A 3,191-nucleotide genomic window follows, 5' to 3' on the forward strand; every position below is an offset into this window, starting at 1 on the left:
TCCCAAGGACAGAGCTACGGCAGAGCATTCAGGAGCCATGGAAGGAGGACCCCGAACCCGTTAGCATCCGACCCAGGTGCTGTCGTTTTCGACCGGCTCCCGCTGTCGTTTTCGACCGGCCTTCACACCGCGGATACGGGATGCCTGCCTGGCTCTATCCGTCGGGAGGAGGCGTGCGCGCCATGGTTCATGCGGAGAAAGCGTTCTTCCGGGAGCCAAGCAGGCCGCAGAAACTGTTCATCGATGCCTGGAGGTTCGTGGTGCGACGGTACCTCCACAACCAAGCAGTGGTGGGGATTGTTCCGCTGCACGAGGCCTATGTCGACGTTCGCGTTATCCACCAGCGGCGCGTTCACGTAATCCACCACTGGGCCCCTGTGGAGTTCTACTCCATCGCACCTCCTCTCGCCCGTCGCCCCGCAAGGATCTCGGCGAGCTGTCCGACGAGATGATCGGCCGAGGGCCGGCTGAGCTCCGAGGCGACATCGACCGTGCGCGCCCCCCGCCGAAGCCTGACGATCCACACCCGTCCGACCGGGCGGGCGCCGTCCGGCACGGGCTCGTGATCGAGCTCCACGGCGAGCCGGGCGCGGACGCCAATGGCCAGAGCCCGGCACCGGGGCGAGCAGTACAGGGGCGGGCGGCCCCGGCCGCCACGGCGAAGGGGCTCCTCGCAGCCAGGAGCCCGGCACAGCTCCGGTCCCACCGTGGCGTTCATCGCTTCGCCTCCGCGCGCTTCGCCCCCGGCCGGGTGGTCGGCCGGAAGGACCGGCCCTGCATGTGGACGTGGTGGGCGGCGTTGACCAGCCGGTCGAGGATGGACTCCGCCACCACGGGGTTCGGGAACAGCTCGTACCAGTCGGAAGCCTGGCGGTTCGCGGTGACGATGGTGCTCCTCGAGCCCCGCTCGGAGACGAGCTCGTAGAGGTCGTCGGACTGCTGGGGGGTGAACGCCCGCATGGCGAAGTCGTCGGCGATGAGGACGGCCGGGCGGGCCCACCGCCGCAGGCGCGTCTCCCAGGTCCGGTCGGCGTGGCCCCCTGCGAGGTCGGCCAGCAGGCGGCTCGTCTTCGTGAACGCCACCGTGTAGCCGCGGCGGCAGGCCTGGTGGCCGAGGGCCTGGGCGATCATCGTCTTGCCCACCCCCACCGGCCCGTGCAGGATCACCGACTCCCCGGCCTCAACGAACCGGAGTGTCGCGAGGTCCCGGATCTGGGCGACCGGGACCTTGGGGTTGAAGGAGAAGTCGAACTCCTCGATGGTCGAGATCCGCTCGAACCGTGCCGCCCGGACCCGCCGCTCGATCCCCGCGGCGTCGCGGCGGGCCACCTCGTCCTCGCACAGCACCTGCAGGAACTCCACGTGGCCGAGCTCGCCTGAGTTGGCCTGCGCGAGACGCGCCTCCAAGGTCTCGAGCATCCCGGACAGCCCGAGCGAGCGCAGCGCCTGCTCCAGCTGGTGGGCCCTCATCCCGCCACCTCCTGGGGCTCGAGGTGTGAGAACAGGGCGCCAGGGCCGTGGAGGTGGGCCGGGGCATCCGGGGAGGCGGGGACCGGCGTGCCCTCCAGCTCCGTGCCGGCCCGGAGGATGCCTCGCACCGTGCGGTACGCCGGGTCGCCGACCTCGATGGCCCGGCGGCACGCTTGATCGAGCCTGTCCCCGTGGCGCTCGGCCAGGGAGATCACGCCCTGGGCCTGGCGCAGCCGGTACAGCGCGCCGTCTGCCAGCAGGCCCTCCACCAGTGCTTTCACCGACGGACCGAGCTCGGCGGCCCGGTGCAGGCACCACTGGGGGGTCCGCATGAAGAACGCCACCTTCTCCGGGGGGAAGTCCCCGTAGTCCGTCCGTTTCCCCCGCTCGGCACGGGCCCAGGTCTTCACGACCTGGTGATCGAGGTACACCTCCACAGTGCGCTCGCCGAGGCGGGCGTCGACCTGTTGCCCGATGAGGCGCCACGGCACCGAGTACAGGGCGGGGCCCACCTTGACGTGGCAGTCCGGTCCGACCTTGGGGGTGCTCCACGACGCGAGCTCGAAGGGGGCGGCCGGGAGCTCGAGGAGCGCCGGGGCCTCCACCGCGGTGAACACCGCGAGCGGCGACGCGCCGTCGAGGGACCGGTGCGAGCGGACGCCGGCGACCTCGGTCGCCCACCGCAGGGCCTCGGAGCGCATGTCGGCCTCGCTCCCGAACGTCCTGCCCCGCCACATGGAGTCGCGGACGTAGGGCATCTGGCGCTCCACGCGAGGCTTGTCCTTCGGTCTTCCCGCCCGGGCGGGGTCGATGAGGCACCCGTAGTGCGCGGCGAGGTCGCCGTAGGACCGGTTGAGCTTGGGGTCGTACAGGTCGGGGCGATCGACTCCGGTCTTGAGGTTGTCCGGGACCAGGCGACGGGGCACGCCCCCGAAGAAGGAGAACGCGGCCACGTGGGCGGCCGTCCAGGCCCGCTGGTCCATCGTGAGGACCGGGCGGACGAACATGTGCCGGGAGCACGCGAGCACCATGACGAAGGCCCACACCCGGCGCAGGCGCTCCGCCACCGGGTCGAACCACGTGCCGAGGTACCCGTAGTCGATCTGAGCCTCCTCCCCCGGGGGGACCGGGGGGCGGGGAGGCGTGGCGAGCGAGCGGGCCCTGGCCTCCGGGAACTCCCGCCACAGGTACCGCCGGAAGCTCGTGAGGCCGACGCCGAGGCCGTGCTCGTCGCGCAGGCGCTGGTGCACGGTGGTGGCGGTGTTGGTCGCGAGCATCTCCTCGATGTCCGCGCGATGGACGTCGATGGTGTCGTGGGTGAGGCTCCGGGTGCGGGGGTCCACCAGCTCGGGGAACCACTCGTGGACGAGCACGGCCCACCGGTCCCGGGGAAGGGGCGGTCCCCCGGGGGCGAGCCCGGCCTGCTCCGCTTTGGTGACGTACTTGCGGACGGTGCCCCGGTCGACCCCGAGGCTCGCGGCCACCACGGCCTTGCGCCGCCCGGCGTGCCAGTGCATGAGGATCTCGACGATGTCTCCCACGTCGAACGCTCTCCTTGTCATCAGCTCCTCGCTCGTCTCGACGACGAACGATGCCTACGTTGACAAGGAGCCCAGGTGGTGGACCTCCCGCCTCAGAACTGCGGGATTACGTGAACGCGGGACTGGTGGATAACTTGAACGCGAGCCCTTTCAACTGGTGGTTTCCGTGAACGCCGACAG

The 3,191-nt window shown here is 70.9% G+C and carries 3 protein-coding genes; all 3 read right to left on the minus strand.

Going from position 1 to position 3,191, the window contains the following annotated elements:
- Window positions 1-385: 385 nt before the first annotated feature.
- Genes M3Q23_00680 through istA form a run of 3 tightly spaced genes read right to left on the minus strand, consistent with a single transcriptional unit; the run spans window position 386 to window position 3,032 of the window.
- Window positions 386-718: a hypothetical protein gene (locus M3Q23_00680; GenBank protein MDP9340629.1), complete on the minus strand. Its 333-nt coding sequence runs from the start codon at window positions 716-718 to the stop codon at window positions 386-388.
- Window positions 715-1,470 carry an IS21-like element helper ATPase IstB gene (gene istB, locus M3Q23_00685; GenBank protein ID MDP9340630.1) on the minus strand — a complete coding sequence of 252 codons (756 nt, stop codon included), beginning with the start codon at window positions 1,468-1,470 and terminating at the stop codon, window positions 715-717. Before istB ends, M3Q23_00680 begins: the two co-directional genes overlap by 4 nt.
- Window positions 1,467-3,032 (minus strand): IS21 family transposase, encoded by a 1,566-nt coding sequence (gene istA / locus M3Q23_00690; GenBank protein ID MDP9340631.1) that lies wholly within the window; start codon window positions 3,030-3,032, stop codon window positions 1,467-1,469. Before istA ends, istB begins: the two co-directional genes overlap by 4 nt.
- Window positions 3,033-3,191 lie beyond the last annotated feature (159 nt).

The organism is Actinomycetota bacterium, assembly GCA_030774015.1.
Lineage (GTDB): Bacteria > Actinomycetota > UBA4738 > UBA4738 > JACQTL01 > JALYLZ01.

Bases quoted from the DNA above. Each gene is read 5' to 3' on its own strand.
- M3Q23_00680 (MDP9340629.1), bottom strand. From the start codon at position 718: ATGAACGCCACGGTGGGACCGGAGCTGTGCCGGGCTCCTGGCTGCGAG.
- istB (MDP9340630.1), bottom strand. From the start codon at position 1,470: ATGAGGGCCCACCAGCTGGAGCAGGCGCTGCGCTCGCTCGGGCTGTCC.
- istA (MDP9340631.1), bottom strand. From the start codon at position 3,032: ATGACAAGGAGAGCGTTCGACGTGGGAGACATCGTCGAGATCCTCATG.